Origin of the sequence: Thalassobacillus cyri (genome assembly GCF_900107755.1) — a bacterium.
Lineage (GTDB): Bacteria > Bacillota > Bacilli > Bacillales > Halobacillaceae > Thalassobacillus > Thalassobacillus cyri.
Genome location: NZ_FNQR01000002.1, coordinates 321,192 through 337,826, shown reverse-complemented (window position 1 = coordinate 337,826; position 16,635 = coordinate 321,192). Strand labels below are relative to the sequence as shown.

Here is a 16,635-nt window from a genome sequence, read left to right as displayed (position 1 = left end):
GAAATTAACTAGACAAATCACTCGAATACTAGACAACCTTCACAGTCAGCCATCGAGCTTGACTGCAGACTGCAAGGACTGGACCCAGCTTAAGCTGGCTGTAATCGACTGTTCGGCACTTAGAATCTGTTCCTGCACGCGGTTCTTCGCCGGTCCGCCGGCAACATTCCGGGCTTCCACGACAGATGCAGGTGTGAGAGCTTCATAGATATCTTCTTCAATAGCGTCTGAGAATTGATGGAATTCTTCCAATGATAAGTCGAGAAGATAACAGCCTTTATTGATACAGTGAAGCACTACCTGCCCGACTACGGCATGGGCTTCACGAAAGGGTACATTCTTCCCTACCAGGTAATCAGCAAGATCGGTCGCGTTGGAATAATCTTCAGCAACGGCTTTATACATTGCCTCTTTGTTGACCTGCATCGTTTCGATCATCGGGGCAAACAATGCCAATGCCCCTTTCAAGGTTTCAGCAGTGTCGAACATACCTTCTTTATCTTCCTGCATATCTTTGTTATAAGCGAGTGGCAGCGACTTCAGTGTTGTCAGCATACCAATCAGATTGCCATATACCCTGCCCGTTTTTCCGCGGACAAGCTCTGGCACATCAGGATTTTTCTTCTGAGGCATCATACTGCTTCCCGTACAAAAAGCATCATCAAGTTCAATGAAATCGAATTCCGTGCTCGACCATTGGACAAGCTCCTCGGATAACCGGGACAGGTGCATGGAAATCATCGATGTGTTCGACAAAAATTCAATAACAAAATCACGGTCACTGACGGCGTCCAGGCTGTTTTCACATAGACCGTCGAATTGCAGCTTATCAGCTACTTGCTGACGGTCAATCGGGAAGGTCGTGCCTGCAAGGGCTCCAGCACCAAGGGGCATCTGGTTGATCCGCTTGAAGCTGTCCTGCAAGCGCTCGACATCACGCTGGAACATGAAGACATAGGCCATCATATGGTGGGCGAACGAAACGGGCTGTGCCCGCTGTAGATGCGTATAGCCCGGAAGGATTGTATCGACATTGGTTTTCGCCTGGGTAAGCAAGGCTTGCTGCAATTGGACAAGCTGCTCGACCATATCGACAACAACCTCACGCAGGTAGAGACGCATATCAAGGGCCACCTGATCGTTACGACTTCTTCCGGTATGAAGCTTGCCGCTAAGCGGACCGATTTCCTTGCTCAAAAGCTGCTCGACGTTCATATGGATGTCTTCATGCCCGACATCCAGCTCCACCTTGCCGCACTCGATTTTATAATCGACTTTATTCAGGCCTTCAATGATGATAGCCGCTTCCTGGTGGGTGAGAATCCCACAGGAAGCGAGCATATCTACATGAGCCATACTTCCGATGATATCGTAACGGGCAAGCTTGCGATCAAAATTGATCGATGCTGTATATTCTTCTACGAGTTGATTGGTCGCTTTCGTGAAACGACCTCCCCATAATTTAGTCACGACTTAACCGCCTCTTTCAGATCTAATTTGACTTTATCTAAAGAGCTTCCTGTAATTTTTTCCCCCTGTGTCACGGATGCATGGACTTTTGTCGGCAATCCCCATAGTTTGATGAAACCAAGTGCCGCTTCATGATCGAAAGCGTCATCCGGATTGTAAGTGGCCAGATTGAAGTCATATAGAGAGAAGTCGGATTTACGTCCGATCACCTGCGCCTGGCCTTTGTACAACTTCACCTTCACTACGCCGGAGACGTGGGTCTGGGTCTCTTCGATGAATGCTTTTAAGCCGTCCATCAATGGAGAATACCATAAGCCCTCATAAACCATTTGAGCGAATTTTTGTTCCACGATCGGCTTGAACTGGGCAACTTCGCGAGGGAGTGTCAATGATTCTAATGCCTGATGGGACGTGATCAATGTCGTTGCGGCAGGAGTTTCATAGATTTCTCTTGATTTGATGCCGACAAGACGATTCTCTACATGGTCGATACGTCCGACCCCATGCTTACCAGCAATCTGGTTCAAGTTCAGAATCAAATCTTCCAATGGCTGCTGTTCGCCGTTGATAGCGACAGGCATACCCTTTACAAAAGTGATCTCCAATTCTTCCGGTTCATCCGGTGCATTTTCCGGGGCAGTCGTTAAATCATAAGCTTCTGCCGGAGGCTGTGCCCAAGGATCTTCCAGTACGCCGCATTCGTTACTTCTTCCCCACATGTTCTGGTCGATGCTGTACGGGTTGTCGACATCAACAGGTACCGGAATACCATGTTCTTTCGCGTATGCGATCTCTTCATCCCTGGACATTGCCCATTCTCTGACTGGGGCGACGATTTCCAATTCAGGATTCAATGCAGTGATGGCTACATCGAATCTGACCTGGTCATTCCCTTTTCCTGTGCAGCCGTGAGCGACGGCGACTGCCCCCTCTTTTTCAGCAATTTCAACAAGAACTTTCGCTATCAATGGACGCGACAACGCAGATACCAGTGGGTACTGTCCTTCATACATGACATTCGCTTTCAATGCTGGAAGCAGGTAATCTTCTGCAAATAAAGCCTTTGCGTCTACCGTATAAGATTTCAATGCTCCCACATTCAACGCTTTTTCTTTTACAAAATCAAGGTCTTTCCCTTCCCCTATGTCCAATCCGACAGCGATAACCTCATAATTATATTTATCCTGCAGCCATTTCACCGCTACCGAAGTATCTAATCCACCTGAATATGCTAATACTACTTTTGGTTTTTCCATGAGTGTCAGCTCCCCTTTGCTGTTGTTTTCCTCGTTCTTTTAAGATATGAATTATTATGCATTATTAAGTATATTAATTCAACAGTTAAACGTGATTTTTTTCAAAAACTTTTTTTATGGCATAAAAAAAGCGCGCAATAACAGGGTTCTGCGCGCTAAATTAAATCTACTTATTTTTATCCCGATAGGCAGCATGATTGGTAGATCCGATCCCCCGCTCGAAAGAAAGGGCATAACGGATCGCTTCGGTTACAAATTCTTTCGCCAGGCCGACCGCATCCTCTATCGAGTTCCCTTTAGCCAGTTCAGCCGTAATTGCTGCAGCATACGTACACCCTGCTCCGCTTGTATGGATAGTATCGACTCGTTCCGAACGATATTCCGTAAATTTTTCTCCATCATATAAAACATCCACTGCCGGGTAATCAGCGAGAGCCCCGCCTTTGACCAGTACATAGCCCGGTCCTAGTTGATGCAGCTCTTTTACAGCCTGGTACATATCTTCAATGGTTTCGATACTATCCCATCCTAAAATCTTAGCGGCTTCCATGGTATTAGGCGTGATAAGCTCAGCAATTGGAAAAAGATGACCTTTTATCGTGTTAATGGCATCATCCTTCAGTAATTGCGATCCCATTTTCCCAATCATGACCGGATCCACTACAATGTTACTCACGCCGACTTCCTTTAATATAGCAGTGACATGCTCAATAATTTCTTTAGTAAATAGCATACCGGTTTTCAGCGCATCAACCCCTACATGCTCGAATGCCGCGTATATCTGCGCCTCAATCGCCTCAAGCGGTTGAGTGAATATCCCCTGTTCTGTTCTGGAATTATTAGCAACGATTGCTGTTACGGCACTCATGCCATACACTTCCCGTTCCTGGAAGGTTTTCAAATCTGCCTGGAGCCCTGCACTCCCTTGTGCGGCTGACCCAGCGATCGTCAGTGTCCGAGCGATAGTCATAGTGAAAATCCTTTCTTCTCATTTTTTCATTATCATACTACGCCTTCTGTTAGAAACCAATGGAGAGGTTCCGGTAATGGATAGCAGCGCCAATCTCTGTTAAAATCAACATTATATTAAAGAAAAAAGGGGGACATAGATGATATGAAAATTGTGTCGATTGAACCGACGCCGAGTCCCAATTCGATGAAAATAAATTTAGATGAAGAGCTCCCGGCAGGCGACACCTACAATTTCAAGCAAGGTGATGATCTACAGGAAGCACCAGATCATATAAAAGACCTTCTCACTATCGAAGGCGTTAAAAGTCTTTACCATGTCATGGATTTTATCGCGCTGGATAGAAATCCACGCGCTTCGTGGGAAGATGCGCTGCCCCGGGTAAGGGAAGCACTGGGTACCAAGGAAGAAAATGAGGTTCAGGAAAATACCCGGCAGCAAGCTGCTCCAACAGAAGAAGCATTCGGCGAAGTAAAAGTCTTCGTGCAGATGTTCCGAGGCATACCGATGCAAGTGAAGCTTGATGATGGTAATGAAGAGAAACGTGTCGGACTCCCGGAAATATTCAAAAATGCAGCGATGAAAGCTTCTCCAGCTTCCCCTAACATGGTCATGGAACGAAAATGGGTTGAACAGAACCCTCGTTACGGCGATATGGAGGAAATCGGACAGGAAGTCGCAGAGGAACTGGCTGCCAGCTATGATCAAGCACGTTTGGATGCCCTGGTGGAACGGGCTTTTGAAGAAGGAGCCGAAGAAAAGGTCGAAACACCAAGCCGTGACAAGCAAGCGGATATTCTGGAAAGCCTTGATGCAACTGACTGGAAAGTACGATATGCGGCTCTCGACCGGATGAATCCGTCCTATGAAGACCTTCCAGTATTGGAAAAAGCACTTCGAGATGAAAAAGGTTCTATCCGTCGCCTGGCGACTGCCTACCTTGGTATGATTGAAGAGCCAGAAGTCCTTCCTTACCTGTACCAGGCGTTGCAGGACAAGTCAGTCACGGTACGGCGAACCGCTGGTGACTGCTTATCCGATTTAGGCTTCAAAGAAGCGATGCCTGAAATGATCGCTTCCCTATCTGACCCAAATAAACTTGTGCGCTGGCGGGCGGCGATGTTTTTGTATGAAATCGGAGACGAAACGGCAATTCCAGCTTTGGAAGAAGCCATTAATGACTCGGAATTCGAAGTACGCATGCAGGTGAAAATGGCGCTGCAGCGAATCCAGGGCGGCGAAGAAGCAAAAGGCTCCGTCTGGCACCAAATGACAGAAGCCCGAAAAAACAATTAATTTTATATAATAAGAAGATAAAGTTATTACGCTTTTACGGCATTAACAGCAAAACAAATAATTACATTTATCATTTAAGGAGGATTTAACATGAATGCTTATGAAGAATATATGAAACAAATGGCAAAGCCGATGCGTGATGAACTGACAAACGCAGGTTTCAAGGAACTGACGACTCCTGAGGAAGTAGATGAATTTGTAGCTCATACAAAAGGAACAGCACTGGTTATTGTCAATTCCGTTTGCGGGTGCGCAGCAGGTCTTGCCCGTCCGGCAGCACGAGAGTCGTTAGCCTTTGAAAAAACACCAGAACACCTTGCCACTGTTTTCGCAGGTCAGGACCGTGAAGCAACAGCACGCATGCGTGAACATTTCGAAGGACTGGAACCATCCTCTCCATCCATGGCACTAATGAAAGATGGAAAAGTCGTCCACTTCATTCCGCGGGAAGACATCGAAGACTTCGAAGTAGAAGAAATCGTCGACAACTTGACAAACGCTTACGACAAGCATTGCTGAATTGTTGCGCAACCCCCATTTATTTTGCGAATAATATCATCGGATGACCGCACCCAGGCAATTGACAATCCCCCTCTCTCGATATACCATTATAGGTATATTGCGAGGAGGGGTTTTTCTTGAGCGAAGAGAACAAAAAGCATTGTTACCAGGGCTCCTGACAAATTTCCAAGACCGATGATGGTCAAAAGGGGAATAGCGGCGGCAAGCCAAAATTTCCACCGATATGACCAGGTACCATCGGGATGCTCCTGGTAGGAGTATATATTGTTATCATGCAGCTGATACGCTGAAGAGGGGCCGCCGTGCCCCTCTAATTACATATTCGGAGTGATTCCATGTTCGAAATAAAACCCCATCCAGAATTATCCTGGTCTATTTCCCGCCACAAAACTCTGCTCGAATGTCCCAGAAAATATGGCTACGACTATTATGCTTCCCATAACGGCTGGCTCCGGGATGCTGATTCCCTGGCACGTCACACGTACCGGCTGAAAAAATTGACCAACCTCGAAATGCTGTTCGGAAGTATTGTTCACGATACCATCTACCAAGTCATTCAATATTATTTGGAAACGAGGCAGGTCCCTTCTGAACAGAAGTTGATCGAACGCATCCGCCAGCAGCTAAATGAAGGTTTCATAGATTCAACACGCCGGGAGCATCTATGGCATGATAAGCCGAAACATTATACGATGCTTCATGAAATCTATTATAGCCAGCATGATAGGCTTCCTGAAGATAAAATAGCTAAAATTCAAAAACGGCTTGGTACAGCGATGAACAACTTTTTGACCAGCCAAACATTCCAGGATATACAATCTCCGGAGAATATCCGTTTTGTCGAATCGGAAGACTTTCGTTATATGATGGTCGGGGATGTCAAAATATATATTGTCATGGACCTTGTCTATCGTGACCTAATAGAAGATAAGTGGGTCATCGTCGATTGGAAAACCGGTAAAGCATCTGCAGAAGACCGGAATCAGCTGGCGCTATACGCCCTCTATTTAAAGCAGCGCTATAACATAGATTCCCTGGATAAAATCGTTATACGCAATGAGTACCTGCTGGAAGGCTACCATAAAGAACATGCATTGAATTCAGCTGACTTGGTCAATGTTCAAAATCTTTTTGGAATGAGTATCCAGGAAATGTCCAAGTACCTGGTTGATGTCGAAAAAAATGAACCCGTTGATATCAACCAATTTCCGATGTATCAGGAAGAGCGAAAATGTGCCAGGTGTAACTACCAGGAATTCTGTTTCAGAACATAGAATCATAGATCAGGACTTCTGTATCATAAAAATAGTTAAAAATATTCTGACTTTTATTCCTTCTCTCTTTTATAATTAGTATTAAACTATCTCGAGGAGGAATTTTTTTGAATAAAAAACTATTATTACCAGTATTGGTTTTATCGACTACGGTGTTCGCTGGAACGATAGCCCCCCTCCCTTCGGAAGCTGTACATAGTGAAGCCTCTACAGAAGCGATTGCAGAAAAACAGGGCCTCAACAATGGAAACAAGCCTTTATTCGTCATCGAAAAGCAAGCGGTAAAGCAAAAGGCCAGCAATGCTGCTAATGCTCTTGAGCATTTAGAAAAAAATACCAGTAAATATAAAATCAAAAACCCAAAAGCGAGCTTACTAGAAAAGAAGACAGAGAAAGACGAATTGGGCATGACACATGTTCGTTTTCAACAAAGTAAAAACGGGATTCCAGTAGAAGGAAGCGAAGTGATTGTCCATTACAATCAGAACAATGCCATTACTTCAGTAAATGGAGAGTTCAATACTTCTGTTGAAAATGCAGAGGTGACTACCGAACCTGCTATATCTCAGGAACAAGCATTAGCTGCAGCTAAACAAGCTGTAAACGCTCCCGAGAAACTTGACTATGCACCATCCAGCGAGCTAGTCATTTTTCCTTTCGGTGATAAGAGCTACCTTGCTCATAAAGTAAATGTCAATTTCCTTAGTGAAGAGCCGGGTAACTGGTATGTATACGTAGATGCAGAAACCGGAAAGGTCATTGACCAATATAATGCATTGATGCATGCCGATGGCTACCTGCCGGCGGAAGGATCCGGAACCGGTGTCTTAGGAGATCATCGTAAGTTGCATGTTTCTCACAAAAATGAAAGGACTGGGGATGGAACGAAGTTTTACCTTCAGGACAACTCCCATGACGGTTTAGACGGTATCTATACTTATGATCTCGCCCATCAATGGGGAGGGCTTCCAGGTGAAGTACATTCGAAGGTAGGATCGGCATGGAAAGCGGAGTACGATGAGCCTGCGGTAGATGCCCATTACAATTCAGAAAAAGTATATGAGTATTATCTGGAAGAACATGATCGCAATTCGATTGACGGGGAAGGCATGGCAATCAAATCCAGTGTCCATTTCGGTAAAGATTATAACAATGCATTCTGGAACGGACACCAAATGACTTATGGGGATGGAGACGGCGAATTTTTCGTCCCATTATCTGCTGGTCTTGATGTTGCCGCTCACGAAATGACTCATGGGGTCATCAGTCATTCCGGAGGATTGAAATATCAATTCCAATCCGGAGCCTTGAACGAAGCTTTCGCAGATATTTTTGGGGCCCTGGTTGATGAAGAGGATTGGGAAGTCGGGGAAGATATCATGGCAGAAGCTGCTAAGGAATCGGGCAGAACCTCACTCCGGAGCCTGAGTGATCCTAGTAAGTATCCAGTTGGGTCCAGGTATGCTCCATACGGGGATGGCAGTGGTATGTACCCTTCCCACATGGATGAGTATTATGATCTTCCGAGAGACCTTGATAATGGCGGAGTACACATCAACTCTTCGATTATCAACCATGCCGCTTATTACACAGGTGAACAGATCGGCAAAGAAAAACTGGGACAAATCTATTATCGTGCTCTCACTGTTTATTTCACTCCTGATACGAACTTCAGCCAGGCAAGACAAGCATTGATCCAATCCGCAATAGATTTATACGGTGAAGCCAGTATAGAAGCGATTGCTACAGAAGATGGTCTTACTCAAGTCGGAATTACAGAATAGAACTGCTTTTCACTCTAAAGCCCACTTATCATGGAACTAGGCCATGATAAGTGGGCTTTTATGTTGTGATAGTTAACCTGTTCTGTCAGAGTAGTTTTCTTTCGCTTACTTCCCTGCATACGAAACGAATATATCAAACACTTTACGCATCCGTTCATGGTCTGCTTCAAACAATTCCGGGTGAAATTGTATACCTGTTACAAAGTTATCTTTATCCTTTTTTTCTATTACCTCTACGATTCCATCCTTAGCCTCAGCGGTTGCCCGAAAGCCATCGGCCACATCTTTTACCGCTTGGTGATGGAAAGAGTTGACCTGAAATTCTTCTCCAAATATATCATAGAATCGGCTTTCTTGATCAAACGTAATGGTATGCGAAACCATATTGCCATTGGAATATTGATTATGCTCGATGGTTTCCCCATCTTTATGAGAGATATCCTGATATAGCGTTCCACCAAAAGCTACGTTTAATATATGGATTCCCCGACAGAATCCCAGCACCGGTTTTTCCTGTCTTACCGTTTCTTTTACTAATAATAATTCAGCATTATCTCTTTCAGGGTAAGGCGGGTGCTCCATCAATACCGGCTCTTCCCCATACTTAAGGGGATTGACATCATTCCCCCCAGTCAGTAATAGCCCATCAATGCTTTCAACCTGCCTTTTTATGGCATCTTCCGAATCAAGTACAGGAAGAATAAAAGGCAATCCCCCCGAGGCATATACTGCTTCAATATAATCCTCATTCGCAAAGTAACGGCGGTATCCTGGAAATGGCCCACCTTCATCACGGCTTATTCCTGCACCTACACCTATAATTTTTTCCATATCTTACACTCCTCTAATTCATTAAAAATTATTTCACGTCATATTAAAGGTTCCATTATTCGCCATTCCATTGGTCTTTACCATATTACCGCTTCTTTTTTAAGACAAACCATTTTTATATTAAGAAATGGTTGCAGATATGTTGCGATTGAGCCTGTTAATGCACTCTTTGTCTATTCTCTTGCTTTGTATTTGTTCAATCAATACTAATAATTGACAATATTCTGATAAAATGATACTCTCGTTTTATCCTAAACTAGCAGGTTTAGCGCATGTCTATGTAAGCGTTTGCAATTAAACACAAGGTGAAATGGAGGAATCAATTAAGATGGTTTATGCATTTCCTAACACAGAAGGATCGATAGTAGAATTCAAAAAAAAGTATGATAACTACATAGGGGGTAAATGGACAGCACCAGTTAAAGGACAATATTTTGAGAATGTCACACCAGTAACTGGACAAGCTTTCTGCGAGGTCGCCAGATCGACAGAAGAAGACGTAGAGTTAGCGCTGGATGCTGCCCACGCAGCGAAGGATTCCTGGGGAAAGACCTCAGTAACAGAGCGTTCACTGATCCTCAACCGGATCGCTGACCGCATGGAGGAAAATCTCGAAAAGCTTGCGGTAGCTGAAACATGGGAAAACGGTAAAGCCGTACGCGAGACATTGAATGCTGATATCCCACTTGCTGTAGACCACTTCCGTTACTTCGCTTCCGTCATTCGTTCCCAGGAAGGATCGATTGGTGAAATCGACGGAGACACGGTGGCTTACCATTTCCATGAGCCGTTAGGTGTCGTAGGACAAATCATTCCATGGAACTTCCCGTTATTGATGGCTACTTGGAAGCTGGCACCTGCTTTAGCCGCTGGAAACGCTGTTGTACTTAAGCCGGCAGAGCAAACGCCGGTGTCCATCCTGTATTTCTTTGAAATGATTGAAGACCTGCTTCCACCAGGGGTTGTAAATATTGTAAACGGGTTCGGTTTGGAGGCCGGTAAACCGCTTGCCTCGAACCCACGTATCAACAAAGTCGCCTTTACCGGTGAAACGACGACAGGCCGTATGATTATGCAATATGCCTCCCAGAACATCATTCCTGTTACGCTTGAGCTTGGCGGTAAATCACCGAATATTTTCTTCGAGGATATCATGCGTGAAGATGATGATTTCTTTGATAAAGCAATTGAAGGGTTGGTCATGTTCGCTCTTAACCAGGGTGAGGTTTGTACCTGCCCTTCCCGCGCATTGATTCAGGAGTCCATTTATGATGAATTCATGGAGCGTGCAATTGAGCGGGTCAAACAAATTAAAATCGGCAACCCGCTTGACCCGGAAGTGGCTATGGGTGCCCAGGCTTCTTCTGAACAGATGGAAAAAATCCAATCCTATCTGCAGATTGGTAAGGAAGAAGGAGCGGAATGCCTCGTTGGCGGTGAGCGCAATAAACTGGAAGGCGATTTAGCAGAAGGGTACTATATCCAGCCGACCGTATTCAAAGGAAACAACAAGATGCGTATTTTCCAGGAAGAAATCTTCGGTCCGGTGCTTTCTGTAACAACGTTCAAAGACCAGGACGAAGCAATGGAAATTGCGAACGACACCTTGTATGGACTTGGTGCTGGTGTCTGGTCAAGAGATATGAATACTGCCTACCGTTTCGGCCGTGGTATTGAAGCTGGCCGGGTATGGACCAACTGCTACCATGCCTATCCTGCTCATGCAGCTTTCGGGGGTTATAAGATGTCAGGTGTCGGTCGTGAAAACCATAAGATGATGCTCAGTCATTATCAGCAAACGAAAAACCTGCTGGTCAGCTACAGCCCAAAGAAACTTGGCTTTTTCTAAAATCAAGCGATTTTGAAAAGGAGCGTGAATACGATGGTTGAGCGCGTAGTGGCAACAGATTCCGCTCTCCAGCTGATCGAAAAACTGAAGGAAAAACACGGTCCGCTAATGTTCCATCAATCGGGTGGCTGCTGTGATGGCAGTTCTCCGATGTGTTATCCAGATGGTGATCTGATTATCGGAGCTCAGGATGTACTGCTTGGTAAAATTGGCGACACGCCATTTTACATCAACAAGCAACAATATGAATACTGGAAACACACACAGTTAATTATTGATGTGGTTGATGGCCGTGGAGGTATGTTTTCACTGGAAGGTGTGGAAGGTAAAAGGTTTCTGAGCCGCTCCCGCGCTTTTACAGATGAGGAATACCAGGAACTTAAATCAGAAGGAGCGCTCTAGCATAAAGAACAGGCAAGCTGATAGCAGCTTGCCTGTTTTCTTTTAGCCTTTAATTAGCAACGGTTTGAGAGGTTAAATCCCAGACAAAGTCGCCCTCTTTTAACCAGGTAGCCAGGCGTTCGATATCATTAGCAAACACTCGGTCTTCCTCAATCGATGGAATGAACGTCCTTACATCCTCATACAATTCTCTGGTTGCAGCAGCCATGTGTTCCACTCCCCGGTGTTCGACCGCCTGCATAGCGCAAATCAGTTCAACCGCAAGGACACGGCGTAAATTAGCGATGATCTGATACGCATGACGCGCAGCGATTGTTCCCATACTTACATGATCTTCCTGATTAGCAGAAGAAGGAATCGAATCGACGCTTGCCGGATGGGCAAGTGTTTTGTTTTCCGAAACGAGCGATGCAGCTGCATATTGCATGATCATCGCTCCGGATTGCAGGCCAGGATTCGGACTTAAAAATGGCGGCAGGTCATTCAACTGTGGATTCACAAGCCGCTCAATCCTGCGTTCAGAGATATTCGCCAGTTCCGCCACAGCTACTTTCATGAAATCCATTGCCAGTGCAATCGGCTGCCCATGAAAATTACCTCCTGAAACGACCACTTCTCCATCTTCAAAAATCAATGGATTATCTGTCGCCGCATTCGCTTCGGTCTCCAACTTGTCATGCACATAGTCGAGACTCTGCCAGGAAGCCCCATGGACTTGTGGGATACACCGTATCGAATAAGCATCCTGCACCCTTTTCTCCCCTTGCCTTGTGGTCAAATTACTATCACCCAGCAGCCTTCTCATTCTCGCAGCAACGTCCACCTGCTCACGATAACCTCGCGCTTCATGAATGGCCGGGTGGAAGGCATCAATGATGCCATGCAGCCCCTCCATCGTCATGGCTGCAATCCATTCACTTTGCATAGCCAGTCGTTCCGCTTCAATGATATTGATCGCTCCCATCGCGGTCATCGCCTGCGTACCATTGATGAGGGCAAGCCCTTCCTTCGCTTTAAGCTTTATTGGCGCCAATCCGATTGTATACAGTGCCTCTGCAGCAGGCATTTTTTTTCCTTGAAAATAGACGCGCCCTTCACCAATCAATACAAGCGCCAAGTGAGACAGCGGTGCTAAATCCCCTGAAGCACCAAGTGATCCCTGACTCGGGATGACAGGATGAACTTTTTCGTTCACGAGCTGGCACAGCCGCTTCACCACTACTTCTCTCACACCTGAAAACCCTTTTAGCAGTGTATTCAACCGCAGCAATACCATGGCACGTGATACGACTTCCGGAAATGGCTCTCCCACGCCACAGGCATGCGATCGTATCAAGTGCAGCTGCAGCTCATTGACGTCCCCTTCCCCAATCGATACATCACTGAATTTTCCAAAACCAGTGTTGATCCCATAAACCGTGCGGTGTTCCTCGACAATTTTTTCGACAGCCTTCCGCCCTTTACGGACAGCTTTCATACTATCTTCTGAAATGCTGACTTCTTCTCCATCTATGCAGACACGCTTGATATCACTTATAGTTAATGATTTTCCATTTAACTCCACCATCATCCTCACTCCTCTTTTGAAAATGAAAAAGGAGACGACAATGGCATATGAAAGCCAATGTCGCCTCCTATCAACTGATCACTTTAGGCAACGTTCTTATATATGATTGATTCCTAAACCCATTGTTTCGTGCTCGAGCCCTTTCACAGGTGCTCCGATCGTACCGTAAAAAGCAACGGCAATCCATTCCCCTTCTCCATTACGGTCATAAGGTTTACCCCTGACCACAGCGAACTTCAAACCAACTGTACGCATCATATCACCGATGGCTATCTGCCCTCTGGTTACCCCCTCTAATGCTTCCAGGATAGCATGGTAAAGTGAATGCGTTTCCCGGTATACTTCCTCGGATATGATTTGCTGACGTTTTGCAGCCGTTTCTACAGCCGAAATCACTTTTTGCATGTTCATCGACCCGGCACGGCCGAGGCAAAACTCCACATCCTCCAATTGTTTTTCAAAAGGGGCAAGCTCCTCCTCATCAAGCGTTGCAAGCAGCACAGCTAACTTACCGATTTTCACCCGTTGACTCATAGGTACACCAAATTTCTTTTGTAAACTTTTCTAGTCACTAATAGCTACTTTAATTGTAATCGTTTTCTAAAATGTCTGTCAATCACTATTTGGAAATTTTAGTAAGGTAGCGTGTTAAACGATTGGTGAGATTATTCACATCTGCATAAATTTCCATCAGGTAATCAAACTAATGAGAAATACGTGGAGGTGGCATTATGCAAACACATCGAGCAAAAGAAATAACAGAAGCACCTAATATGATCGACGTCACATATAATGGCGTGCCGATTTACATTCAGCATGTTGATGAAAAAAATGAAACTGCAAGAATTTATCCATTAGATAATCCAGAGGAAGAAATGGAAGTAGGTCTACGAGGGTTGCAGGAACAGTAAACACAGCGACCACTAAAGGTGTTAAGCTGATGGGATAAAAAAAGCGGGTGCTCCTGAAGGGCACCCGCTTTTTCTACTGACTTGTTATAAAGGAAAGGCGATTGATATGGTTGTACCTGCTCCCATTTTACTTTCAACTTGCAATTTCCCGTTGTGACTTTCCACGATGTTATTTGTAATCATCATTCCAAGACCGGTTCCATCCGATTTCGTAGTGAAAAATGGGGTGGTGATTTTCCTTAGCTCTTCTTCTGTCATCCCGCACCCTTCATCCGCAAAGCTTATTTTCATTCCGTCCTTACATTGATCCATTATGATACGAAGACGTCCGCCTTCATGCATCGCTTCAATGGCATTTTTTATAATATTTATAAATGCTTGTTTCAATTTATTTTCAATCCCATGCACCAAAGGTAAGGAGGTGTTCTCCTCAAATTGAATCGTAACCTTATTATTTACTGCATGGGCATGCATCAAACTGATCGTCTGTTTGAGGGCGACATGGAGATCAATAGGCTTCATATCTTCTTCAGAAGGCTTGGCCAACGTAAGAAATTCATTGACCATCAGGTGGATGCGATCTATCTCTGAGAACATAAGGCTTTCATATTGCGTATGCTCACGCTTATGCTTACTGATGTCGAGTAATTGAATGAACCCTTTCAATATCGTCAATGGGTTTTTGATTTCATGGGCAATACCCGCTGCGAGTTCACCGACAAGATTCATCTTTTCATATTGCTGCAGCAAATAGTTGCTTTTCATTTCAAACTCTTTTTGTGCTGAATTATTCCGGAAAACGGCTTGCATCGCTTTTCTTCCATGGTATTCAATGATTGATCCAGTACTCGAAACATCTATCGTTTCCCCGGAAGGTAAGACAAGTCGAATATCAAAAATCCCGTTCACTTCCCCATTTTCTAAAGCTTCGACTAATTTTTCCCGATACCATAACCAGTCTTCTTTTAAAATAAAATCGGACAATGGCTTACCGATGACGTCTTCCGCCTTGACCCCTAATGTCTCTGTAGCTACCTGATTGATATATAAGATCTGCTCTTCGTCATGAATTGCCATCGCATCAGGAGCACCTTCTACCAATTTACGGAATTCTCTTTCACGTACCATCAGCTCTTCTTCTTCCAGCTTCCGTTCGGTGACATCCTGTAGCTGGATGATCAGATGAGATTCCTGCGATTCATCCTGGTAGATAGAAATACTGAGCCGTCCCCATATCATTCCACCATTATTTTTATAACAACGCTTTACTATTTCAAAAGCTTCTATATCTTCCTCCACCAGCCGCTGGAATTGAGTAGCAACCAGTTTAAAATCCTCAGGCGGTGTCAAATCCATAACATTCTTTTGCAAGATTTCTTCTTCCGTAAAGCCCAATATCTTACAGAACGATCGATTTACCATCATAAAGTTTCCATCCATATTTACAATTGCCATACCTATGAATGCCTGGTTAAAAGCATTCATGAATGCCCCTTGTGTTTCTATATTATCCAACATGAGAAGAAACCCCTTATAAAATGTATTATCCTCATTATAAACGATTCGTTATGAAATTCCTGTAAGAATAGTAAAAAACTCACACGGATTTTTTAATAAAAAGCCGGCCTGGATTAATTTTTCCAAGCCAGCTTTCCTGTATTATCTATATCGATTTGGTCTCCGATCATCAAAAATAGGAATTCGTTTTCTTATTTCTTCTACTTCACTCAAATCCACTTCACCAGTCACAATTTCTTCTTCGTCTCCTCCTTCGGCTATGATCTCTCCCCAAGGATCAATGATCATCGAATGACCGGCAAACTTATTTTTCGGATCGGCACCGATCCTATTGCAGGCAACCACATAGCATTGATTCTCAATTGCTCTTGCCTGGAGCAGGACACGCCAATGATTGACACGGGGAGCTGGCCACTCCGCTACCACGAACAACGCTTTCGCACCCTGTTGGACAGGCTTACTCATCCATTCGGGGAAGCGGAGATCATAACAGATGAACCCGGCGACTGATTCTCCATCCAACTCAAAGCTACTTTCATCTTTCCCAGCTTCCAAATAGAGATGTTCATCCATCAACTGGAATAAATGCAGTTTGCTGTATTGATGGATAAGCTGACCGTTGCGATCCACGATCAGCAATGTATTCCTGACCCCGTCCCCTTCTTCATTGGCGACAGATCCTCCAATTAAATGAACCTGATGTTTAACCGCTTGTTTTTGTAAAAATTCAATTGATTGTCTGGCTTCTTTATCAGCAATTTCATCCACACGAGTCAAATCGTACCCAGTGGTCCACATTTCAGGCAACACCAGCACATTAGCCTCGGATGCCGCATTTGCTATCCATTTTTCTGCTTCCTTATAATTTTTCTCCGGATCTCCATAAGCAATATCCATCTGAAGACAGGCTACCTTCCATTTCATCACTATCATCCCCCATTCATTCCTTTACAAATGTTAATTTTCGTTATACCATTTTAAACAT

15 protein-coding genes are annotated in these 16,635 nt (G+C 44.6%); 7 read left to right on the top strand and 8 right to left on the bottom strand.

The features are described from left to right. Positions 1–45 precede the first annotated feature (45 nt). The 3 genes from argH to thiD form a co-directional block, all read right to left on the bottom strand. Positions 46–1,470 carry an argininosuccinate lyase gene (gene argH, locus BLV00_RS03890; RefSeq protein WP_093042595.1) on the bottom strand — a complete coding sequence of 475 codons (1,425 nt, stop codon included), beginning with the start codon at positions 1,468–1,470 and terminating at the stop codon, positions 46–48. Further along, positions 1,467–2,726 (bottom strand): argininosuccinate synthase, encoded by a 1,260-nt coding sequence (locus BLV00_RS03885; protein ID WP_093042593.1) that lies wholly within the window; start codon positions 2,724–2,726, stop codon positions 1,467–1,469. The genes argH and BLV00_RS03885 overlap by 4 nt, the downstream gene beginning before the upstream one ends. Positions 2,727–2,892: 166 nt before the next feature. Then, entirely contained in the window at positions 2,893–3,696 is an 804-nt protein-coding gene (gene thiD, locus BLV00_RS03880) for a bifunctional hydroxymethylpyrimidine kinase/phosphomethylpyrimidine kinase (protein WP_093042591.1), read from the bottom strand. 144 nt (positions 3,697–3,840) lie between these two features. On the opposite strand from thiD, the gene BLV00_RS03875 reads away from it, so the two are divergent. The 4 genes from BLV00_RS03875 to BLV00_RS03860 all read left to right on the top strand — a co-directional run bounded on the left by BLV00_RS03875 (position 3,841) and on the right by BLV00_RS03860 (position 8,572). Then, on the top strand, positions 3,841–4,992 hold the full coding sequence (locus BLV00_RS03875) for a conserved virulence factor C family protein (RefSeq protein ID WP_093042589.1): 1,152 nt from the start codon (positions 3,841–3,843) through the stop codon (positions 4,990–4,992). A gap of 90 nt (positions 4,993–5,082) precedes the next feature. Next, positions 5,083–5,511: a BrxA/BrxB family bacilliredoxin gene (locus BLV00_RS03870; RefSeq protein WP_093042587.1), complete on the top strand. Its 429-nt coding sequence runs from the start codon at positions 5,083–5,085 to the stop codon at positions 5,509–5,511. 338 nt (positions 5,512–5,849) lie between these two features. Continuing rightward, on the top strand, positions 5,850–6,788 hold the full coding sequence (locus BLV00_RS03865) for a PD-(D/E)XK nuclease family protein (RefSeq protein WP_093042585.1): 939 nt from the start codon (positions 5,850–5,852) through the stop codon (positions 6,786–6,788). Between the two features lie 107 nt (positions 6,789–6,895). After that, the gene (locus tag BLV00_RS03860) at positions 6,896–8,572 is read left to right on the top strand and encodes a M4 family metallopeptidase (RefSeq protein ID WP_093042583.1); all 1,677 of its coding nucleotides are present in this window, start codon (positions 6,896–6,898) and stop codon (positions 8,570–8,572) included. A 105-nt stretch (positions 8,573–8,677) separates the two neighbouring features. Here the strand turns inward: BLV00_RS03860 and BLV00_RS03855 are convergent, their stop codons facing one another. Continuing rightward, positions 8,678–9,403 (bottom strand): gamma-glutamyl-gamma-aminobutyrate hydrolase family protein, encoded by a 726-nt coding sequence (locus tag BLV00_RS03855; protein WP_093042581.1) that lies wholly within the window; start codon positions 9,401–9,403, stop codon positions 8,678–8,680. A gap of 328 nt (positions 9,404–9,731) precedes the next feature. On the opposite strand from BLV00_RS03855, the gene adh reads away from it, so the two are divergent. After that, on the top strand, positions 9,732–11,252 hold the full coding sequence (gene adh / locus BLV00_RS03850) for an aldehyde dehydrogenase (RefSeq protein WP_093042579.1): 1,521 nt from the start codon (positions 9,732–9,734) through the stop codon (positions 11,250–11,252). A gap of 33 nt (positions 11,253–11,285) precedes the next feature. Continuing rightward, entirely contained in the window at positions 11,286–11,654 is a 369-nt protein-coding gene (locus BLV00_RS03845; RefSeq protein WP_093042577.1) for a DUF779 domain-containing protein, read from the top strand. Positions 11,655–11,703: 49 nt separating this feature from the next. On the opposite strand, the gene hutH is transcribed toward BLV00_RS03845, so the two are convergent. Together hutH and hutP are read right to left on the bottom strand one after the other, a co-directional pair. Then, positions 11,704–13,221 carry a histidine ammonia-lyase gene (hutH, locus tag BLV00_RS03840; RefSeq protein WP_093042575.1) on the bottom strand — a complete coding sequence of 506 codons (1,518 nt, stop codon included), beginning with the start codon at positions 13,219–13,221 and terminating at the stop codon, positions 11,704–11,706. A 96-nt stretch (positions 13,222–13,317) separates the two neighbouring features. Beyond that, on the bottom strand, positions 13,318–13,755 hold the full coding sequence (hutP, locus tag BLV00_RS03835) for a histidine utilization transcription antiterminator HutP (RefSeq protein WP_093042573.1): 438 nt from the start codon (positions 13,753–13,755) through the stop codon (positions 13,318–13,320). A 197-nt stretch (positions 13,756–13,952) separates the two neighbouring features. Here hutP and BLV00_RS03830 point away from each other — a divergent pair, with 197 nt between their 5' ends. Beyond that, a complete protein-coding gene (locus tag BLV00_RS03830; protein ID WP_093042571.1) occupies positions 13,953–14,132 on the top strand; it encodes a small acid-soluble spore protein H in 180 nt (59 codons plus the stop codon). A gap of 84 nt (positions 14,133–14,216) precedes the next feature. Here BLV00_RS03830 and BLV00_RS03825 read toward each other — a convergent pair whose 3' ends face one another. Together BLV00_RS03825 and BLV00_RS03820 are read right to left on the bottom strand one after the other, a co-directional pair. Beyond that, the gene (locus BLV00_RS03825; RefSeq protein WP_093042569.1) at positions 14,217–15,650 is read right to left on the bottom strand and encodes a PAS domain S-box protein; all 1,434 of its coding nucleotides are present in this window, start codon (positions 15,648–15,650) and stop codon (positions 14,217–14,219) included. 141 nt (positions 15,651–15,791) lie between these two features. Continuing rightward, positions 15,792–16,574, bottom strand: a complete 783-nt coding sequence (locus tag BLV00_RS03820; protein ID WP_093042567.1) for a carbon-nitrogen family hydrolase — start codon at positions 16,572–16,574, stop codon at positions 15,792–15,794. Between the last annotated feature and the right edge of the window lie 61 nt (positions 16,575–16,635).

Excerpts from the sequence above, each read along its gene's own strand:
- BLV00_RS03885 (WP_093042593.1), bottom strand. The coding sequence starts at position 2,726 with ATGGAAAAACCAAAAGTAGTATTAGCATATTCAGGTGGATTAGATACT.
- thiD (WP_093042591.1), bottom strand. The coding sequence starts at position 3,696 with ATGACTATCGCTCGGACACTGACGATCGCTGGGTCAGCCGCACAAGGG.
- BLV00_RS03875 (WP_093042589.1), top strand. The coding sequence starts at position 3,841 with ATGAAAATTGTGTCGATTGAACCGACGCCGAGTCCCAATTCGATGAAA.
- BLV00_RS03870 (WP_093042587.1), top strand. The coding sequence starts at position 5,083 with ATGAATGCTTATGAAGAATATATGAAACAAATGGCAAAGCCGATGCGT.
- BLV00_RS03865 (WP_093042585.1), top strand. The coding sequence starts at position 5,850 with ATGTTCGAAATAAAACCCCATCCAGAATTATCCTGGTCTATTTCCCGC.
- BLV00_RS03855 (WP_093042581.1), bottom strand. The coding sequence starts at position 9,403 with ATGGAAAAAATTATAGGTGTAGGTGCAGGAATAAGCCGTGATGAAGGT.
- adh (WP_093042579.1), top strand. The coding sequence starts at position 9,732 with ATGGTTTATGCATTTCCTAACACAGAAGGATCGATAGTAGAATTCAAA.
- BLV00_RS03845 (WP_093042577.1), top strand. The coding sequence starts at position 11,286 with ATGGTTGAGCGCGTAGTGGCAACAGATTCCGCTCTCCAGCTGATCGAA.
- hutH (WP_093042575.1), bottom strand. The coding sequence starts at position 13,221 with ATGGTGGAGTTAAATGGAAAATCATTAACTATAAGTGATATCAAGCGT.
- hutP (WP_093042573.1), bottom strand. The coding sequence starts at position 13,755 with ATGAGTCAACGGGTGAAAATCGGTAAGTTAGCTGTGCTGCTTGCAACG.
- BLV00_RS03830 (WP_093042571.1), top strand. The coding sequence starts at position 13,953 with ATGCAAACACATCGAGCAAAAGAAATAACAGAAGCACCTAATATGATC.
- BLV00_RS03825 (WP_093042569.1), bottom strand. The coding sequence starts at position 15,650 with ATGTTGGATAATATAGAAACACAAGGGGCATTCATGAATGCTTTTAAC.
- BLV00_RS03820 (WP_093042567.1), bottom strand. The coding sequence starts at position 16,574 with ATGAAATGGAAGGTAGCCTGTCTTCAGATGGATATTGCTTATGGAGAT.